Below are 18,196 nucleotides of genomic sequence, written 5' to 3'. Positions count from 1 at the left end.
AATTTCAACGATCCCGATAGTTATTGATTCAAAACATTATAAAATACGATTATGGAAGTATTAGTTTTTAAAACCAATGTGTCCAGCAAAAGGAAAGTAAATAAAGTGAAGGCTTTGTTAACCTCTTTCCCGAGCATCAGGCAATGGAACTTTGACCTGGAAGATTGCGATAAAGTATTAAGGATTGAAGCTATAGGGCTAAAGCCTGCATCGGTGGAATCGCTTCTGCATACCGCCGGGTTTAGTTGCAGAGAGCTGGACTATTAACGCCGCGCATTTTGCATGGTAATCATAGTCACCAACGCGCAAACCAATACAACCAGAATAATTAATATCCACATAATTAATTATTTATAAAGGTTAAATAAAGTAAAAACAGAGTCTATAATACTGGCTATTGGAGAATAATTGGATTAAGACTTAGGAAGTTTTAAAAACTTCGTAAGTCTTTTTTATGGGGTTGATTTAGTTAAACGTATTCTTTAACTGGATGTATTTGTCAAGGTCTTTAGAGTTAAAACCTTTGGCTTTCATTTGTCCTACATATTCAGGAGTTACGCCAGTAGCTTTAAGCGAAGTTGCCTCGTTTAATGAGACATTAAAACCAAGATCCTTAAACCCTTTGATAAATTTGGCGGTTACACCAAGTGATTTTAATGAGGCCAGCTCATTCGGAGAAATGTCCTTATAACCTATCGCCTGGAAGCTTTTCACATATTCAAACGTAATACCTAATGATTTGAATGAATTCAGGTCGTTAACCGGAATATCTTTAAATCCTAATGACTTAAATCCATTCACATATTCAGCATCAATTCCTAATGATTTTAATGACATCAGTTCGTTAGCAGGGATATCGCTGTAACCTATGTCTTTAAAAGCTTTTACATATTCAGGGGTGACGCCAAGCGATTTAAACGACATCAGGTCATTAGGTGATAGATCTTTATAACCGATCTGGTTAAAGCCTTTTACATATTCCGGAGTAATATCCAGCGATTTCATACTGGTCACCTCATTGAAAGGGATATTGTCATAACCGGCAGTTCTCAAACCTTGTAAATAGGATGAATCCACATTTAAGGCCTTATAAGATGATACATCCTCTGGTGAAGGCAGACTAACTTCTCCGGGTTTTTCTCCTTTACGCAAGCCACGAATATATGCTCCTGTAATTCCCTGTGCCTTAAAGCTGATTAACTGGTTATAGCTGATATGCGGATACCCGGCGCTGTGTATCTCCTTGATATATTCACCATCTACTCCTAATGCTTTTGCTGAAACCAGGTCGTTGGCAGAAATATCATGATAACCGTTTTCTTTCCAGGATTTAATAAATGGCTCGTCCACTTTTAGGGCGGCCATCGATATCATCTCGTTTTTAGAGATATTGCCAAAACCATTTCTTTTGAGCATTGCCACGTAGTCCTTGGTAATATTAAGGATGAAGAACGAAAACTCATCCTGGTAATCCATATCGGTTACTCCCTGGTTGCCTACATAAGCTTCAAATTCTTTGTTAGCCTCAAACTTGTAATGTCCAAAGCCTTGGTTCCCATCAAACATGCCATTAAATTTCATTGTACCGGCATCGCGGGTAATGGCAAAATCACCTTTCTGGTCTCTTGGGACAGCTGATAATTCGCTCAGCTTAAAATTATCCGAACTGCTGTTCCAATCCTTATCATCCTCATCGCTTCTGAACTCGATACGAACCCGCTCACCTTTTATCGTTGCAAACCACGAGCCTGAAGTTCTGTCGGTATTTCCCCAGTTTTGGTGCGATTGGTGAGTCTTTACTGTTGTTTTAGCGTGTGTGCTTTTATTAGTCTGGCTGAAAGCAGTTTCGTTCAGCGCGCAGGCTAACCCTCCCATGATCGGGATGAGGATAAAATATTTCCACATCGTATGGATGTTGGACTTCTTTGCATTCATCATAACTATACGTTTCTTTAATAGTGATTGATTGTAATTGGTGGTAACGCTCAGCGCTAAATGTGGCGCTGATACTTTTAGTAAGCTCATCTGGTAGCTGGATTTCTCTACTTCGTTTTGATCGAGGACAGCCTCATCAGTCAAAAACTCCAGATTATTTTCCAGTTCCCCACGGTATAACCAGGCAAATGGGTTAAACCACTGAAAAACAAGCACTAGCTCAGACAGCATAATATCAAAACTATGCCCCTGCTGTATGTGTACTTTTTCGTGAATCAATATTTGGTTATAGGTATCCCAGTCGTATTTTTCAGGATTAATAAAAATATTATTACCGAATGAACATGGTGCTTTATCACCAGTTACTTCCACAATGCGGAATTTGCCATCCTTTATAACAGGGTGAGAATAAGCCCGGATCAGCAATACAATAACCTGTAGTAGCAAATTCAACCCAAAAGCAGCAACACCGGCCCAGTACAAATAGAACAGCCATTTTATAACGACCGGCCAAATAGGTTTTTCCTGTGCAACTGGTTTCTCCTGCGCCACAACAACCGGCTTAGCCTTTACAGGCTGCACTTTTTCTACAGCTAGTTTTTTAATGATTTGCTCCAGGGGTACTGAGGTCTGAGGCTGTTGTGTTGGTTTAACATCCGTTCGTTGGATTGCAGTAGCCTCAGTTGGGACAATCCGCAATGTCCATGCCTGGGGAATGGAAATCAATGGCAATACAAAGGATAAGCCAAGACAGATCAACAACACTACCCGGTTAAGACGGTAAAATGTCTCTCTTTGCAGAAATATCTTATAAAACAACAGACAAACCAATATGAGCAATGCTACATGCAGGATATAGGGTATCATTTTTTTGCTGATTTAATGATTTCTAATATTTCGTTTAATTCAGATTCTGATAGTTTTTGCTCTTTGGCGAAGTAGGCCAGCATGCTTGGGTACGAATTATTGAAGTACTGGCTTACAATATCCTTCATCGCATGACCCTGGTAATCATTCCGTGAAATAATTGGATAATAGCGATATATGTTACCGATAGTCTCATGAGCAAGAAAACCCTTGTCTTCCAATATCTTCACCATCGTTGCCACTGAGTTATAGTGCGGTTTTGGGTCAGGGAGCTCGGGAATCACTTCTTTAATAAACGCCTTCTCCAATGTCCAGAACACCTGCATTATTTGTTCTTCTCTTTTCGCCAGTTTTTGCATGTCGTTATAAAATTTAAATCTAAATTAATACTAATATATTAGTATTACAACTAATCAATTAGTATTTTTTATTAACTTATTGATATTCAGCTAATAAATTTTACACAGAGGTGGTAAGATGAAGAGGATTAGAATAGATCGGTGGCACAATACCTATAAGACAGCCTGAAAAGGAAAAATGTTACCGGATGTAACTATTTTTTTCTTTTTACGTCTTAGTTATTAATTTAGAATTTAGAGAAACTTAACAATTCATTTATATTGTTATTTTTGTTCCCCGATTTAAAAGACTAGAGAAAAGTGGCAAGACCAATTGCGATAGCGTTAAGAAAGAACTGGAAAATGACCTGGAGTTCGCAGCTCCAACGGGCACAACTGATCATTGGTTCGATACTGATGATCATTATTTCCTTAATGCTACCCTCCTTTTTTAACCTGATACAAAAAAGAGATGGTGCACTCTTAAATGATTGGGTACTGGCCGCAATTCCCCCCCATGATGTTTCGTGGGAAATATTTACCGTGATCTGGGGTATTGGCTTTTATGCTCTATGGCGCGGTATCGAAAAGCCGACCATCTACATTACTTATCTGTGGACGTTTATTTTCATCACCATATTGCGCGTACTGGCTATCAGCTTTTTTCCGCTTGAACCACCAAAAGGATTGATCGTTTTAACCGATCCGCTTACGGCTGTTTTTTACGGTAGAAGTACTATTACCAAAGATCTGTTCTTCTCAGGCCATACATCCATCCTCTTCCTTGCATTTTTATGCCTGGAAAGGAAATGGGATAAGATACTGGCACTTACCGGCACCATCATTGTAGTTTGTTTGCTACTTGTTCAGCACGTGCATTATACTGTCGATGTGATTGCTGCGCCGATCATCATTTACCCTGTTTTCCGCGGCGTTAAGTATATGCTTAGCTAAGGCAACCCTTTACTTTTTATTTCCGTCCCATTCATAAAAAAACTCCCCACCGGGCGGCGGGGAGCTTGTCCTGATTTTTACATCAGGACTAACCTAAACCTTATCACGAACATATAACGCGGTACTTTGTTCGATAGTTTTAGCGTATCTCGTTTTGACTTTAAAATGATAAATCTGGAAATTTAACCATGGAAGTACAGGAAATTGAACGCTTGATCAGGATCAGCAAGGAACGTCCTCTGATGCCGGAAACTTATATTCCATGGCAACTGGAGCCTGAGGCTGATGATATATTCCTGCCTGAAATACTTACCTCATTACAAGGGCTTGAAATCTATGATACTCTAACAGTTGAGCAAAAATTAGAGCTTGGCCGTCACGAGTTGGTTCAGGTGATTGCGTCTTATGCCTGGGGTGAATGCCTGTTTTGCCTGTTCATGACACGGCATATTCTCACCTTGCCTTTGGATGATGTCGAACACCGCTTCTTGCTGAGAGAGTTGATTGAAGAGTTTCGTCATCAGGAAATGTTTGGACAAGCTATTGCAAAATTGGGTGGCAAACCCATCAAGCAAACCGGCATACATAAATTTTTAGGCGAATTCAGCAACAAATACCTTCCTGCAGATTACCTGTTTATGGGAAGTGTATCGGTGGAGTTGGTTACAGACATTTATGGTAATCATGTCCGTAAATCGCCAAACATTTACACGGTGCTAAAGAAAATGTTCGACCTGCATAATATTGAGGAAGCGAGACATATACTGTTTACTAAAAGTCTGCTCAAAATTTATGCGGCAAAGGCAGGATACATTAAACGGACCTTATACAGTTATGTAATATTAGGAAACATTCTTTTTGTACGAACCATGTATGTGAAACGTGAAATTTATGAACGCATTGGCCTTGAAAATCCGAATAAGGTTTTTAAGATCGCCTCCAAAAACTTTAAACAGAAGTTCGCTGAGAAATGTCTTGTAGATATTATTGAATTTGTTGACGAATGGAAAGGTTTTAACCGTGCAACGCGTTGGGCCTGGCGCTGGCTTTTAGGCGCTAAAGTTTAGAACGAACAATTTGCTGATGGACTCAGCCCTTCTTTATCGGCAGTTAAAGAAGCTTCGCCGTTTTTATAGGTAATTACCCAAATGCTATCGAAATCTCCATCGGGCCAATCTCTGATATTTCCCTGAACACCTAATGCTTTGGCAAGGTGTGGTATAGCATTATGCTCCCAGCACAATACCACTGTTCCTTTTTGCTGAAACACATCTTTGGCGATATGCTTATAATCTTCCGTATCATAATTGCTGTTAATATTCAGGTTATATTTTACCGCATAAGGGGTAATAGTCTGGAACATCCTTGCAGATTTAGTTTTGGCACCAGCATTCACAGTAGGAATATAAATCTCACTTGCAGTCCCATATTTAGCAAACAAAACCTTTGGCAATGCCATAGCCCTGTTGAGCCCCTGGCAGTTCAGGTTATCGCCATTATCAGGCTTTTCACCATGCCTGATAATGACAACCTTTAATGACTTTTTCTGGCATGAACCTATTGTAGATGATCCGCAAGCTATCAACAGTAATAAAACAAGACGGATATATTTTTTCATAATAAATTGGTTAATAGACTATTCGGCATACGATACGAATAGTCTATTTTTAAGTCAAAGCGCTCAAGAGGCGGCTCGTGAAAATTTATTAATTTTCGGGCCTTAAGAAAGTATCTCAATCTTTCAGAATAAGAAAGTGACGCAAAAAAACGGATACGTTCATCTTCATCTTCTTTAAAAGTAGTATTGAACTTTATTCGCTTCATTTTGCCATTAAATTAAGCTTCAACTACTTCCTGAACTTTACCAGGCCTGCCATTCTTAAATGCAGCACGAGGTTTCAGACCCAACAATTCAAACATTGCCATATCCGTATCAAATGACGGATTTGGCGTAGTTAACAGCTTCTCCCCTGCAAATATCGAATTAGCGCCTGCCATAAAGCATAATGCTTGCTCTACCAAACTCATTTCCGTACGACCGGCAGACAAACGCACTACCGTTTTCGGCATAATGATGCGTGTAGTCGCTATCATACGCACCATATCCCAAACTGGCACACGTGGTTGGTCGGCCAATGGCGTGCCTTGCACGGGAACTAAAGCATTGATCGGCACTGACTCCGGATGTTTTGGAAGATTAGACAATGTTTTCAGCATCGAAATACGGTCTTCAACCGTTTCGCCTAAACCGATGATACCGCCGCTGCAAACTGTAATTTTAGCTTTACGCACATGCTCTAAAGTTTTCAGGCGGTCGTCATAAGTACGGGTAGTGATAATACGCTTGTAATCATCTTCGGAGGTATCCAGATTGTGATTGTAAGCATACAAACCTGCATCAGCTAAGCGTTGTGCCTGACTTTCGGTCAACATACCCAGTGTACAGCATACTTCCATATCCAGATCGTTCACTGCTTTTACCATATCGATCACTTTATCAAAATCGCGGTTATCGCGTACTTCGCGCCATGCAGCGCCCATACACAATCTTGATGCACCACCTGCTTTTGCTTTTTCGGCAGCAGCAATTACTTCTTCAGTTGGCATCATGGCATGAACATTCACTCCAGTATTATAGCGCGCCGCCTGCGGACAATAAGCACAATCTTCCGGACAGCCGCCTGTTTTGATCGATATCAGCGAACTGATCTGTACTTCTGAATAATCCTTATTTTCGCGGTGTATGGTTGCCGCCTCATAAATCAGGTCAAGCAATGGTTTATGGTATATTTCAGCAATTTCTTCCTTCGTCCAATTGTTTCTAATCTCTGTCATTCGTTTCGGTTTAATTATTCAAATTTATGGAAAAGCTCCGTTGCTTTAATGATGGTGCAACAAAAGCTTGGTAGCAAGGTAAAGCGGCAGTAAAAATCCTGCACAATCTGTAAATGTGGTTATGATGATGGATGACGCCACAGCCGGGTCAATACCTACCCTCTTTAATATTAATGGAATGGATGACCCTGTTAATCCGGCTATCACCAGGTTACCTGTCATCGCCAGGAACAATACTAAACCCAACATCGGGTTGGCATCATACATTAAGGCTATGGCAAAAACGACAAGCCCATTCGCTGCTCCATCGATCAATCCAACAAGGAATTCTTTTATTACAGTGTTATAAGCTTGTCTGTCTGTCAGGTCACTTAACGAAATACGTCTCACGGTCACAGCAAGTGCCTGTGTGGCTGCATTACCACCCATACCGGCTATAATCGTCATATAAGCAGCGATCTGTGGAAGCAAAGCAACTGTCGAGTCAAAATGCCGGATAATAGAGGCAGCCAGATAAGCAGTCGCCAGGTTGATAACCAGCCAGGGCAAACGACTTTTCACCGCATCCTTCCAGTTACCGCTCAGTTCCTCATCCTCCGATACACCCGATATCTTCAAAATATCCTCGGTACTCTCCTGCTCCATTACGTCCATGATATCGTCGACAGTAATGCGCCCGAGCAGTTTCATATGGTCGTCCACAACAGGTATAGTGGTCAGGTTATATTGAGAGATCAATCCGGCTACATCTTCCTGGTCAAGTTCGGCCTTTACGTATACAAAATCACGATTTACCAGTTCGGCAACCCGTGCATAAGCAGGAGCCTTAAGGATCGACTTAACGGAAAGTATACCCTTGAGCATATTATCATTATCCACCACATAAATGGTGTAAAACTCCTCCATCTCTTCCGACTGCCGGATAATATCTTCCAAAGCATCTTTTTTGTTTTGGTTGATATTTACCTTGATGACCTCAGAGTTCATGATACCACCAGCGGTATCCTCGGGATAGCTTAGCAGCGCACGGATATTGCTGGCATCTTCCTCATCAATATCCTCTAATATTTCCTGCTGATCTTCCTCATCCAGTTGGGAAATAATGTCCGTCGCGTCGTCATAATCCAGCTCTTCAATGATCTCCGAACGCTTCTCCGGATCAAGGCTAATAAGCAACTCACCAGGCTCCTGCTCCTCGTGCATTTCCGCAATAACTTCGGATGCTTCGTCTGAGGGCAGAATATTGATGATTCTTTCGCGCGATTCGACAGGAAGTCTTTCGAATAATATAGCAATCTCAGAAGCATGGTACTCCTGCAGAACTTTCTCTAATTCAGCATCATCGCCCTCAAGCGCGGTTTTGATGCGCTCCAGGTCTTCCTTATTGATCTCGAATGATTGCATGCCCGACTAAAATAAGGCAAATAAGCCGTAATCGGAAAGATAAAATCGCCACAATAAAGCTGTTGATTTTAAAAGATCAGATCAGCTACTGTAATTGTATTTTATTTTGACAGAGGTCAGTTTTTGAAGTTTCGCAATAACATGATTTACCTGCATTTTTCGTACAGAAACTTTTATCGAGCAACTGTTATCAAAAGCCTGCTCCAATAGCTGCAAGTTATCATCTTTAACAATCCGCATCACTTCGTTTATCTGTAAATAATCGAATACGATGGTATATACATCATTAACCGTTTTTTCGATGATCTTAGCCTCAGCAAGTGCTAATTCGGTTGCCGATTTATAAGCATTGATCAGTCCCGGAACACCGAGCAAAGTACCGCCAAAATAACGCACTACCACAACTGCCACATTCGTGATATTTTTGGATAATAAGGTATTCAGTATCGGTCTGCCTGCTGTGCCTAAGGGCTCGCCATCGTCATTCAGTTTAAAGACAGAGCGATCAGTGCTCCAACGCATGGCCCAACAATGATGATTGGCTTTCGGATGTTCTTTCTTCAGATCAGCAATGATGTTTTTGATATCCTGGTCAGAAGCAATCGGATAAGCATAACCCAGAAATTTGCTGCCGCGATCGCGGAATATGCCTTCGCTTTTGGCGTCGATAGTTAAATAAGTATCCTCAAAAAGCATCCGGCAAATATCGCTTAGAAATTGAAGATTTCAGGAAAGTAAATGATTACGATGGCAACAATTGCTAAGATAATGCCTCCAACGTTAAGCCTGCTTAGTTTTTCTCTGAATATGAATAAGCCTACCAATGAACCTGCAACGATAACGCCAATGTCCATTGTGGAGAATACGGTTGACGGATGATCGGCCAAAGCCTTGTGCGCTTTGATATTGAACAGGATATTACCAAAATTAGCTGCACCCAATACCCAGCCTATCAGAATATGAGGCCACGAAAAGCGCATCTTTTTGGTGAAAACCATATAAAGTAAGCCTATAAATGCAACAAAAAAAGCTAAGCTAAAAACGATGAAAAGCGAGGTGGTAAACGGAACTGCAGTGAATTTGGCAATCTGCTTTAAGAGTACATCAATCACCCCCATGCCAACAAAAATCGTCAATAAATAAAGCCAGGAATTAGTAGGCCTTCTTCTTACTGCACCTTTTTGTTTCCATGGAATAAGGCAAAGCATAGCGATAATACCGATGGATATACCGGTGATCTTTATACCGTTTAAAACTTCTCCGAAAATTACATACGATGATAAAACAGGAATAAATAATGAAAGTCGCTGAGCTACATCTGTGCGTACAATTCCTGTCAGTGTAATTGATGCCGCTATAACGATGAATAATAAAGGGAGAAGTATCCCAAGACCAGCATAAGTAAGAATTGGCGCTCCCTGCAAATCTGTAAAATGTGGTCTGAAAAATATCCAGGTGAGGAATATAGCTGCTGAGTAATTCCAGGTTATAGCCTGATAAACATCAATCTGGTACCGCTTGGCGAGTTTTAACAACACCGAAACGGTAACACTGCAGCAAATGCTTAAAAAAATATAAAACATTAATTAACAGGCTTATAATAAAAGAATCTTAAACGATCATTCCCCACAATTTGTTCCCTGCCCGAAATTCCATTGATATAAGGCGCTTTTATTCCTCGTCCCAATACCGCTTCACCTGTAAAAACCCTTGCCTCATCCCATAGCCCCTCATTGATAAAGCTATTTAATGTATGCGCACCACCTTCAATGATCACCGACTGAATATCCTGCATATATAACTGGAATAGGATATACTGCGGCACAAAACGTTCAAAATCCTCAAGCGCAATATACTTAACTTTTCCGTCAATATCAGTTTTAATCTCGTTAAAAATCAGTGTTTCAGTATTTTGATCGTATATATTTAAGTTTTTATTTAGCTCTAATTTCCTATCGATTACTACTCTTTTGGGCGATTTACCCGGCCAGTAACGGGTATTCAATTGCGGATCATCAATGGCGGCAGTATGCTTCCCGATCAGTACAGCATCTTCTTCACTACGCCATTTATGTACTAGTCTGCGCGATTCTTCTCCTGTTATCCAAAACTGACTTTTATCATCCGGCGCAAAATAACCATCGTTGGTTTGAGCCCATTTCAGGATCACATAGGGCCTTTGTTTTTGCACCCTGGTAAAAAAACGTCGGTTGAACCACTGACATTTATTTTCCAGGACGCCAACTATGACCTCTATACCTGCTTCCTGTAATTTCTCTATGCCTTTTCCATCAACCTGCGCAAAAGGATCGCGGCAGCCTACTACCACTTTGGGGATTCGATGTTTAATGATCAGATCAGCACATGGAGGCGTTTTGCCGTAGTGGGCGCAAGGCTCTAAAGAAACATAAATTGTGGATTGTTTTAAAAGTTCCTCAGCATCTTCAAAGTTGGCAAGGGCCTGGTTTACAGCATTTACTTCGGCATGTGCGTGGCCATATTGCTGATGAAAACCTTCGCCTATGATATTATCCTCGTGAACAATTACCGCCCCTACCATAGGATTAGGGCTTACGTTGCCAGCACCTAATTCAGCGAGTTCGATACAGCGCTGCATGTATTGTTCATGGGATAACATGCCGCAAATATAGGCTTGTGCAAACCGGAATTTTTATAATGTTAAAATTTATAGAATAAGTTGTTAAATCAAGGTTAGTTAGGCGCTAAAATACAGTGAATTGACCAAAGAACTTTTCGTTTCTTTGCGACATGAAAACGGTTAAGCAAGTATCGGCTGAATTCGCAGATCAATTATCAACCATTTATGACGCCAATGAAGTCAATTCATTGTGTATGATGGTGTTAGAAAATGTTGTTAATATCTCATCAGCCCAAATCAAAGCTTTCCCGGAAACAGAGATATCAACACCTGATAGTGAGAGAATTACAAACATATTAACACGCCTGGCAACAGGAGAACCGATTCAATATATATTAGGTTATACAGAATTCTATGGATTGACTTTCAAGGTAAATCCATCAGTACTGATCCCCCGGCCAGAGACTGAGGAATTGGTAGACTGGATGATAAAAAGTTGGCAGTTGGCAGTTGGCAGTTGGCAGCCACCTTTTAATATATTAGATATCGGTACAGGTAGCGGATGTATCCCCATCAGCCTGAAGAAAAACCTGCCTGATGCTCAGGTTTCTGCAATAGATATTTCATCCGAAGCTTTACAAACCGCAAAAGAAAACGCCGAATTAAATAAAGTCAATGTCAATTTTATCCGGGCTGATATACTAAACCTTAAATCCGAAATCGAAAATCCGAAATTCGAAATCATCATTAGCAACCCCCCTTACGTGACCCTTGAAGACAAAAAGCAGATGCACACTAATGTGACCGACTTTGAGCCGCATGCCGCATTGTTTGTACCCGAGGATGATCCGCTTATTTTTTATAAAGCAATAGCAGATTTCGCCTCAACTCACCTAGAAAAAGGCGGATTATTATTCTTTGAAATCAACGAAAGTTATGGTAAACAAATAATTGAATTATTAAGCAGTAAAAAATTCACTAACATTGAGTTAAGAAAAGACATGAGTGGTAAAGACAGGATGATTAAAGCTGCTTATAGTAGCAGTTAGCAGTTGCAGTTGCACTAATTTGTTCAAGTTAAAACTGCTACTGCCCGTGCCGCTGCAACTCAATTCCTCGGGTGATAGGATATAATCGTTTCCTTCAAATATTCCCTATCCAAATGTGTATATATCTCCGTCGTAGTAATACTTTCATGACCCAGCATTTCCTGCACGGCACGCAAGTCAGCGCCACCTTCAACTAAATGGGTTGCAAATGAGTGCCGTAATGTATGTGGGCTGATAGATTTCTTAATGCCTGCCATTTCTGCCAGTTGTTTGATCAGCATAAAAATATAGACCCGGCTTAGCCTCGAGCCTCTACGATTCAGGAATACCATATCTTCTTCTCCCTTTTTTATTGGGATGTGTACCCGGTCATGATCGATCCAAAGTTTAAGCGCTTTTATGGCTTCGCCGCCAATGGGCACCAAACGTTCCTTATTGCCTTTGCCGATTACTTTTACAAATTCTATCTCGAGATAAAGGTTTGATAATTTGAGCTCTGTTAACTCCGATACACGTAAGCCACAACTATAAAGCACTTCGATGATGGCCTTATTTCGGGTACCATCTGGCTTGGATAGATCAATGGCTTCGATCAACTTATTAATATCCTGGTAACTTAAAGTATCAGGCAGCTTACGCATTTTCTTGGGCGCTTCCAGTAATTCGGCAGGATTATTCTTGATTATATCCTCAGCCAGCAGATATTTATAAAAGGATTTAATGCCCGATAATATCCTGGCCTGTGATGATGGGATCATACCCAGTTCATTTACCCAATTGATAAATTGTCGAAGATCATTTAACGTAAAAGCATCGGGTTTAAGATTATTGATTTGACTATCAGCAAACTGCTGCAATTTATCTATATCTCTGCTGTAGGCTTCTATTGAATTATCTGAAAGCCCCTTTTCAAGTTTAAGATATGCCTGAAAGCCTTTTATCGCCGATCGCCAGTCCAATTGATTTTGCTTTTAATGTTTTATACTTAAGTTTGGGCTAATGAATATACAAATTATCAACGGCCCTAATTTAAACCTGCTTGGCGTCCGCGAGAAATCCATTTACGGCGACAGCAGTTTTGAAGACTACCTTGTCGCCCTTCGCCAACGTTATGCAAACATCACCATAAATTATTATCAAAGTAATGTGGAAGGTGAAATTATTAATAAGCTGCACGAGGTAGGTTTTAGCTGCGATGGTATTGTGATCAATGCGGGTGCTTATACACATACATCGGTAGCCATTAGCGATGCGATTGCCGGCATTAAAACACCCGTGATCGAAGTACATATCAGCAATGTATATAAGCGTGAAGAGTTCCGTCATAAATCATTGCTGGCAGCTAATTGTCGTGGGGTGATCGCAGGTTTTGGAATGGACTCCTACCGTCTGGCTGTTGAAAACTTTGTAAACGTATAACCACTTTTGAGCGTATAAAACTGATAATAAGCCTTAGCATCCATCGTTTTTACATTATCCTATGCGTAAAATAGCCAAAGCACTTCTACTGATCATAGTGGTTATGACCACTCTGGGCATTCATAATAGTTTTGCCCAGGAGAAAAAGAAAAAGCCTAAAAATTTAAGGGATAACGAAAGAAAACTGAAACATTCGCGCGATTCGGTTTTGCAAAGCCTCAACAAGGCCGATACTTCAGTTCACAGTCTTTTACAGCATATTGAGCAGTATATTTCCAGTTTTAACCAGATAAACAACGACCTGGCTGATGGATTGGATACCGTAGACGTAAGTCAGCAAATGCCGCGTATAGCCAAAAGGCTGACAAGAATACAGCAGCTTGCCAATAACAAAAAGTCGAGCACGCTGCGATACTTGTTTGTGCTGCGCGATAACCTGGACCATATCCAGGGCAACCTGGACGATTGGCAATCAAGCCTTGATGATGTCAACTCAAAACTTGTACAGAACCAGCATGATATTATAAAATGTTCTAAGGATACTTTGTTGAGAGCTGTTCCACAGGACCTGGCTTTAAGGGGTGCTTTTTATGACAAGCTGAGCAAGCTCAGAGATTTGTGGCGCAAAACGGATTCTGCCAACAGAGCGAATTTATTGGCTGTAAATCTATTACAAAATCAGGTATCTGTTGCCTATACCACTGTATTGGACGAAAGCGACCAGATTGATGCGAAAATAAAACGATTTGCCGACAGAGCAGTGGATGGTGAGTTTGGCTTGATATGGGAAAAGAGCCCTCAATACAACGACTTAGGCTCTGCATTAAAAGCGACAATTGATCTTAATAATACACAGCTTTATTACTTTATAAAGAATGGCACTGCCACCCACCTTGTTAGTTTATTATTCCTGATAGCTTTTACTTTTTGGATATTCTATAACAGGCAAAGAACACTAAAAAACAGCGAACAAACTGAAGTTATTCCGGATAATACCAATTATATTTATTCAAATCCGCTGGCAGCTTCATTACTGGTGGTTACTGCCCTTATACCCTATTTCTACAGTCATCCGCCGGTGGCATATGCAGAGATATTCTTTTTAATCTCTATAATTTTTGTCCTCATTCTCGTTAAAAAGAGCTTCTCTCAAACAACCTTTAGCTTTCTGATTCAGATGTTTGTCCTCACGATAGTTTATGCCTTGAGTAATCTGCTGATACAGATCACAATCACTGATAAGTATGTCATCCTGTTATTAAGTATCGCAGCAATAATCATAGCTTGGTTATTTTTGAAAAAAGTTAGAAAGGAAAAAGAAGGCCAGTTGCCTGGTACACGTACCGTTGCAATTGTATTTATTATTCTGCAAGCGCTGTCGTTTATATTAAACTTAACAGGCAGGTTCAGCCTGGCTAAGATACTGGGAATAACTGCTGTATTTAACTTATGGATGCTGATAAGCCTGTATTTTATTATCCAGATATTGATACAGGGAATATTCCTGCAATTTCACTCCAAAAAAGCTGAAAGTACTTTTATTGCCTGGATAGACTATGCGGTATTGCAAAAGAAATTCAGAAGTACGTTAAGCGCTTTTGCTGCTTTGCTTTGGATTTTTTTTCTGCTTCAAAATCTGAACATTGACGATTGGGTGCACGATTACCTTACTGATGTCTTAAATCAATCACGTTCAATTGGCGGGGCTTCATTCACATTCGGGGGATTTGTAATCTTTATTATCGTTATCTGGTTATCTACACTGCTGTCGAGGATCATTAGCTATTTTTATGATCTGTCAGCCCAACATGCTTCCGATCTGAGCGCACTAAAGAAGAAAAACCGGGCGTCTACCCTTTTAATCCGAATCGGTGTGTTTACCGTGGGCTTTTTGTTGGCGGTTGCAGCATCAGGATTCCCGATAGATAAGCTGACCATTATATTCAGTGCCTTCGGCGTTGGTATTGGTTTCGGTTTACAGAATATTGTCAACAACCTGGTATCAGGTATGATACTGGCATTTGAAAAGCCTATTCAGATCGGAGATATTATTGAAGTAGGCGGTCATGCCGGCACCATCAAGGAAATTGGCATACGATCAAGCAAGCTGGCTACCGGTGATGGGTCTGAGGTGATCATTCCAAATGGCGACATGATATCACAACAGGTAGTGAACTGGACGCTGAGCAATACCAATCGTCGCGTAGAAATGGCAATCGCGGTAGCTTATGGTTCGGATATTGAAAAGGTGAAAAAACTCCTGACTGATTTGCTCTGTAACCGTGATGATATCATGAGCACGCCGGGGCCGTCTGTTTTTGTAAATAACATTACCGATAAGTTTGTGGAGTTCAGGGCATCATTCTGGGCAGCAGATATTTCAAACGCGCCGGAATTGAGAAGCAAAATTTTGGCAGCCATTTACGAAATATTTGCTAAGGAAGGCATTAACCTACCCGCTTCATAAATCGGCGATTAGTAAAAGTCCTTCGGATCAAGCGATGAGAAAGAATGTTTCTTTTTCATGAAGAAGTCCCAAACAATGCTGCGTTTGTACATGCCTTTCAGATCGGGCAGGTTACTCCTTTTGGTCCTTGGCCCTCCGCCTTTGAAAAGGTGCCCCACAAAATTCTGATGTGCGCGGCTCACGGCCCAGGCATCTTTGCGTTTGCCTTCATTTAGGAAACGGACTATAGCCAGCAAGTCCATCCAAAAGCGGATGCCAATAATGAATAATCCCCGCCAAAAGGAAAGGTTATTTCTGAGCAGCAATAAATTATTCCGGAAGTTCAGGAAGGTTTTAAAAGGATTTTCGGTATTCAAGGTCCCGCCACCAACGTGGTAGACTTCTGATTGCGCGCAATACATCACTTTGTAACCCATGTTCTTTAATCGCCAGCAAAGGTCGATCTCTTCCATGTGAGCGAAAAAGCGTTCGTCAAATCCACCTGCTGCAACCCAATATTGCTTTTTGACAAACATGGCAGCGCCCGTGGCCCAGAACACTTCGCCCGATTGCTGATATTGACTCTTATCCTCCTCTATTTCATAAAACATGCGTCCGCGGCAAAATGGATAGCCATATTTATCGATAAATCCACCGGCAGCACCAGCATGCTCAAAATGATCTTTTTGTGCAAAGGCCCTGATCTTAGGTGCAGCAGCAGCAATCAACGAGTCGCTTTCCATCAATTCAATTACAGGTTCTATCCAACCAGCAGGCACTTCAACGTCCGAGTTAAGCAGGATAAAATAATCAGCTTCTACCTTTTCCAGCACACGATTATAGCCTCCGGTAAAGCCATAGTTTTTATCGTTTTGAATGATCTGAACAGTTGGGAAGTTTTCTTTTAGAAAAATAACTGAATCATCACTGGAGCCATTATCACCCACAACAATATCCAGGTTGGGCCAGGTTGACGCCATTACAGAAGGCAGAAATTCGCGGAGATATTTTAACCCGTTCCAGTTTAATATTACGATGGCAACTTTAGGCGTACTTGTCATTCAATATTTATGATGAGCTATGGTGATAAGCATAGCGCCTGCAATTGTACAATTTTTCGGGCACATAAATAAACTAGTCTACAATTGCTCCTTCAATATCCTCAGGTTTAAACTTCCACCTGCGGTGCGACCATAGCCAGTATTCGGGTTCCTCCCTGATCACTTTTTCCAGATATTGCACATGCGCTTTAGTGATCTCATGCGGTGCCGCCGCTTTCGCGTCTTCTATCAAAGGAACTGCCGTGTAGGTATAGTAACCCCGCTTTACCTTCCGCATATCGCAGAAATAAACTTCACAATCAAAAGATTTGGCCATTTTTTCTACTCCCAAAAACACAGGTGTAGGCTGATTGAGAAAATTGGTAAAATAGGTTGCCTCGTGGCGCACCGGTGTTTGATCACCTAAAAGAACGGTCATAAAAGGTTCATTCTTCAGTTCAACCATTTTGCGTAATACCAGTTTCATGGCAACGGGAATTCCTCTAAATCTTGACCTGGTATTAATAAAAAAACGGTCAAAAACTTTATTAGATAAAGGCTTATAAATAATCAGGAATTTTTTGCTCGTAATCGAGGTAATACCCAAAGCCAACAGTTCCCAGTTGCAATAATGCCCCGCAACTGCTATTACTTTACTTTTACTGCTTAGTACCTTGTCGGCCAAATCGGGATTGGTGGCCACTATTCGTTTACTCAGTTGCTTGGGCGAAATGCTTATAGTTTTTACTGTTTCAACTACCAGGTCGCAAAAATGATGATAGAATTTATGCTCGATTTTCTTTCTTTCTTCCGCACTTTTTTCTGGAAAAGCATTTTGCAAATTCTGCTGAACGACCTTTCTGCGGTAGCCTACCATATAATAAACCAGCACATAAAGCAGGTCAGATATAAGGTACAAAAACCAAAACGGCATCAACGACAATAGGTATAAAAAGAAAATACCTATGTACGAAACCGCTTTTTTTATCATTATTTTGTCCGATTTTTGAACACAAACATAGAATATATGATTGAAAAAGGCGCTGTACTGCCCATGTTTTATCTGCCACCGGTTGAATATTTTGCTGAGCTAAATAACTATAATCCCGATTTTGTGATCGAAAAGCACGAGCATTTTCCAAAGCAAACCTATCGTAACCGGGCAAATATCTACTCGCCTGATGGGATGCTTACGCTGGTGGTTCCGGTCATAAAAGGTTCAAAAGTACACACGCCGGTAAAAGATGTGAAGATAAGCTACGATTTCAGATGGCAGCGTTTACATTGGATGAGTCTGCAGGGTTGTTATC

The 18,196-nt window shown here is 40.8% G+C and carries 18 protein-coding genes; 7 read left to right on the top strand and 11 right to left on the bottom strand.

What is annotated here, in order from left to right; all coding sequences use genetic code 11:
• The first annotated feature begins 51 nt into the window (after nt 1–51).
• Nucleotides 52–267 carry a hypothetical protein gene (locus VIM89_RS04645; RefSeq protein WP_488154964.1) on the top strand — a complete coding sequence of 72 codons (216 nt, stop codon included), beginning with the start codon at nt 52–54 and terminating at the stop codon, nt 265–267.
• Between the two features lie 198 nt (nt 268–465).
• Here VIM89_RS04645 and VIM89_RS04640 read toward each other — a convergent pair whose 3' ends face one another.
• Nucleotides 466–2,802 (bottom strand): M56 family metallopeptidase, encoded by a 2,337-nt coding sequence (locus VIM89_RS04640; RefSeq protein ID WP_488154963.1) that lies wholly within the window; start codon nt 2,800–2,802, stop codon nt 466–468.
• Nucleotides 2,799–3,161: a BlaI/MecI/CopY family transcriptional regulator gene (locus tag VIM89_RS04635; protein ID WP_488154962.1), complete on the bottom strand. Its 363-nt coding sequence runs from the start codon at nt 3,159–3,161 to the stop codon at nt 2,799–2,801. Before VIM89_RS04635 ends, VIM89_RS04640 begins: the two co-directional genes overlap by 4 nt.
• Before the next feature lie 300 nt (nt 3,162–3,461).
• On the opposite strand from VIM89_RS04635, the gene VIM89_RS04630 reads away from it, so the two are divergent.
• Together VIM89_RS04630 and VIM89_RS04625 are read left to right on the top strand one after the other, a co-directional pair.
• The gene (locus tag VIM89_RS04630; RefSeq protein WP_488154961.1) at nt 3,462–4,094 is read left to right on the top strand and encodes a phosphatase PAP2-related protein; all 633 of its coding nucleotides are present in this window, start codon (nt 3,462–3,464) and stop codon (nt 4,092–4,094) included.
• A gap of 188 nt (nt 4,095–4,282) precedes the next feature.
• Nucleotides 4,283–5,161, top strand: coding sequence for a diiron oxygenase (locus tag VIM89_RS04625; RefSeq protein ID WP_488154960.1), 879 nt, complete (start codon nt 4,283–4,285; stop codon nt 5,159–5,161).
• Here the strand turns inward: VIM89_RS04625 and VIM89_RS04620 are convergent.
• From VIM89_RS04620 to ribD, 6 genes are all read right to left on the bottom strand, one after another.
• A complete protein-coding gene (locus VIM89_RS04620; protein ID WP_488154959.1) occupies nt 5,158–5,712 on the bottom strand; it encodes a histidine phosphatase family protein in 555 nt (184 codons plus the stop codon). The genes VIM89_RS04625 and VIM89_RS04620 overlap by 4 nt on opposite strands.
• A 218-nt stretch (nt 5,713–5,930) precedes the next feature.
• A complete protein-coding gene (gene bioB, locus VIM89_RS04615) occupies nt 5,931–6,929 on the bottom strand; it encodes a biotin synthase BioB (protein ID WP_488154958.1) in 999 nt (332 codons plus the stop codon).
• 45 nt (nt 6,930–6,974) lie between these two features.
• Entirely contained in the window at nt 6,975–8,333 is a 1,359-nt protein-coding gene (mgtE, locus tag VIM89_RS04610) for a magnesium transporter (protein ID WP_488154957.1), read from the bottom strand.
• An 81-nt stretch (nt 8,334–8,414) separates the two neighbouring features.
• A complete protein-coding gene (locus tag VIM89_RS04605) occupies nt 8,415–9,029 on the bottom strand; it encodes an IMPACT family protein (protein WP_488154956.1) in 615 nt (204 codons plus the stop codon).
• A 14-nt stretch (nt 9,030–9,043) separates the two neighbouring features.
• On the bottom strand, nt 9,044–9,916 hold the full coding sequence (locus VIM89_RS04600; protein WP_488154955.1) for an EamA/RhaT family transporter: 873 nt from the start codon (nt 9,914–9,916) through the stop codon (nt 9,044–9,046).
• Nucleotides 9,916–10,971 carry a bifunctional diaminohydroxyphosphoribosylaminopyrimidine deaminase/5-amino-6-(5-phosphoribosylamino)uracil reductase RibD gene (gene ribD, locus VIM89_RS04595; RefSeq protein ID WP_488154954.1) on the bottom strand — a complete coding sequence of 352 codons (1,056 nt, stop codon included), beginning with the start codon at nt 10,969–10,971 and terminating at the stop codon, nt 9,916–9,918. Before ribD ends, VIM89_RS04600 begins: the two co-directional genes overlap by 1 nt.
• A 131-nt stretch (nt 10,972–11,102) precedes the next feature.
• Between ribD and prmC the strand changes: the two genes are divergently transcribed.
• Nucleotides 11,103–11,981, top strand: a complete 879-nt coding sequence (prmC, locus tag VIM89_RS04590) for a peptide chain release factor N(5)-glutamine methyltransferase (protein WP_488154953.1) — start codon at nt 11,103–11,105, stop codon at nt 11,979–11,981.
• A 59-nt stretch (nt 11,982–12,040) separates the two neighbouring features.
• On the opposite strand, the gene xerD is transcribed toward prmC, so the two are convergent.
• Nucleotides 12,041–12,940, bottom strand: coding sequence for a site-specific tyrosine recombinase XerD (xerD, locus tag VIM89_RS04585; protein ID WP_488154952.1), 900 nt, complete (start codon nt 12,938–12,940; stop codon nt 12,041–12,043).
• 40 nt (nt 12,941–12,980) lie between these two features.
• Between xerD and aroQ the strand changes: the two genes are divergently transcribed.
• Both aroQ and VIM89_RS04575 read left to right on the top strand, forming a co-directional pair.
• The gene (aroQ, locus tag VIM89_RS04580) at nt 12,981–13,400 is read left to right on the top strand and encodes a type II 3-dehydroquinate dehydratase (RefSeq protein ID WP_488154951.1); all 420 of its coding nucleotides are present in this window, start codon (nt 12,981–12,983) and stop codon (nt 13,398–13,400) included.
• A 61-nt stretch (nt 13,401–13,461) separates the two neighbouring features.
• On the top strand, nt 13,462–15,867 hold the full coding sequence (locus tag VIM89_RS04575; RefSeq protein WP_488154950.1) for a mechanosensitive ion channel family protein: 2,406 nt from the start codon (nt 13,462–13,464) through the stop codon (nt 15,865–15,867).
• Nucleotides 15,868–15,875: 8 nt separating this feature from the next.
• On the opposite strand, the gene VIM89_RS04570 is transcribed toward VIM89_RS04575, so the two are convergent.
• Together VIM89_RS04570 and VIM89_RS04565 are read right to left on the bottom strand one after the other, a co-directional pair.
• Nucleotides 15,876–16,907, bottom strand: coding sequence for a glycosyltransferase family 2 protein (locus tag VIM89_RS04570; protein ID WP_488154949.1), 1,032 nt, complete (start codon nt 16,905–16,907; stop codon nt 15,876–15,878).
• A gap of 73 nt (nt 16,908–16,980) precedes the next feature.
• Nucleotides 16,981–17,877, bottom strand: coding sequence for a lysophospholipid acyltransferase family protein (locus VIM89_RS04565; RefSeq protein ID WP_488154948.1), 897 nt, complete (start codon nt 17,875–17,877; stop codon nt 16,981–16,983).
• 36 nt (nt 17,878–17,913) lie between these two features.
• On the opposite strand from VIM89_RS04565, the gene VIM89_RS04560 reads away from it, so the two are divergent.
• Nucleotides 17,914–18,196, top strand: a 283-nt coding sequence (locus tag VIM89_RS04560; RefSeq protein ID WP_488154947.1) for a WbqC family protein, incomplete at its 3' end; no start/stop codon positions are given.

It is taken from the genome of Mucilaginibacter sp. (assembly GCF_036568825.1).
GTDB lineage: Bacteria > Bacteroidota > Bacteroidia > Sphingobacteriales > Sphingobacteriaceae > Mucilaginibacter.
The sequence above is the reverse complement of the archived record's forward strand: the minus strand, read 5'-3'. Positions and strand labels throughout refer to the sequence as shown.

Bases quoted from the DNA above. Each gene is read 5' to 3' on its own strand.
- VIM89_RS04645 (WP_488154964.1), top strand. From the start codon at position 52: ATGGAAGTATTAGTTTTTAAAACCAATGTGTCCAGCAAAAGGAAAGTA.
- VIM89_RS04640 (WP_488154963.1), bottom strand. From the start codon at position 2,802: ATGATACCCTATATCCTGCATGTAGCATTGCTCATATTGGTTTGTCTG.
- VIM89_RS04635 (WP_488154962.1), bottom strand. From the start codon at position 3,161: ATGCAAAAACTGGCGAAAAGAGAAGAACAAATAATGCAGGTGTTCTGG.
- VIM89_RS04625 (WP_488154960.1), top strand. From the start codon at position 4,283: ATGGAAGTACAGGAAATTGAACGCTTGATCAGGATCAGCAAGGAACGT.
- VIM89_RS04620 (WP_488154959.1), bottom strand. From the start codon at position 5,712: ATGAAAAAATATATCCGTCTTGTTTTATTACTGTTGATAGCTTGCGGA.
- bioB (WP_488154958.1), bottom strand. From the start codon at position 6,929: ATGACAGAGATTAGAAACAATTGGACGAAGGAAGAAATTGCTGAAATA.
- mgtE (WP_488154957.1), bottom strand. From the start codon at position 8,333: ATGCAATCATTCGAGATCAATAAGGAAGACCTGGAGCGCATCAAAACC.
- VIM89_RS04605 (WP_488154956.1), bottom strand. From the start codon at position 9,029: ATGCTTTTTGAGGATACTTATTTAACTATCGACGCCAAAAGCGAAGGC.
- VIM89_RS04600 (WP_488154955.1), bottom strand. From the start codon at position 9,916: ATGTTTTATATTTTTTTAAGCATTTGCTGCAGTGTTACCGTTTCGGTG.
- ribD (WP_488154954.1), bottom strand. From the start codon at position 10,971: ATGTTATCCCATGAACAATACATGCAGCGCTGTATCGAACTCGCTGAA.
- prmC (WP_488154953.1), top strand. From the start codon at position 11,103: ATGAAAACGGTTAAGCAAGTATCGGCTGAATTCGCAGATCAATTATCA.
- aroQ (WP_488154951.1), top strand. From the start codon at position 12,981: ATGAATATACAAATTATCAACGGCCCTAATTTAAACCTGCTTGGCGTC.
- VIM89_RS04575 (WP_488154950.1), top strand. From the start codon at position 13,462: ATGCGTAAAATAGCCAAAGCACTTCTACTGATCATAGTGGTTATGACC.
- VIM89_RS04570 (WP_488154949.1), bottom strand. From the start codon at position 16,907: ATGACAAGTACGCCTAAAGTTGCCATCGTAATATTAAACTGGAACGGG.
- VIM89_RS04565 (WP_488154948.1), bottom strand. From the start codon at position 17,877: ATGATAAAAAAAGCGGTTTCGTACATAGGTATTTTCTTTTTATACCTA.